At 65.6% G+C, this 410-nt stretch carries 2 pseudogenes; both read right to left on the bottom strand.

The annotated features are described in order from the left end of the window. A pseudogene (locus EN925_RS39375) lies at positions 1-123 on the bottom strand (50S ribosomal protein L4); the annotation flags it as partial. Beyond that, positions 123-410, bottom strand: a pseudogene (locus EN925_RS39370) (50S ribosomal protein L3); the annotation flags it as partial. The pseudogenes EN925_RS39375 and EN925_RS39370, both read right to left, overlap by 1 nt.

Genomic DNA, 410 nt, shown 5'->3' with positions numbered 1-410 from the left:
GGCAAGCTGCCAGCGCACGACGCGCTGCAGGATGTCTTCGCGCGGATCAAGGCCGAAAATCTCGTCGGAGAGTTCCACCTTGCCGGCGTCCTTGCCGCCCAGCGTTGTGATCTTGAGATCCATTATTCCGCTCCCTCTGTGGCCGGAGCCTCGTTCTTGGCGCCACTTTCGGCAGCAACGGCGCGGATCGCGGCAGGCTTCGGCGCATTGGCCGGCAGTGCCACCTTGGCCGCATCGCGGACCAGGATCCAGGCGCCCTTCGATCCGGGAACCGCACCGCGGATCAGGATCAGGCCGCGGTCGGCGTCGGTCGATACGATCTCGACATTCTGCGTGGTGACGCGGGTGTCGCCCATGTGGCCAGCCATATGCTTGCCCTTGAACACTTTGCCCGGGTCCTGGCGCTGGCC

Source organism: Mesorhizobium sp. M7A.F.Ca.US.006.04.2.1 (assembly GCF_004022915.1).
Taxonomy (GTDB): Bacteria; Pseudomonadota; Alphaproteobacteria; order Rhizobiales; family Rhizobiaceae; genus Mesorhizobium; species Mesorhizobium ciceri.
This window is presented reverse-complemented; position numbering and strand designations above follow the sequence as displayed.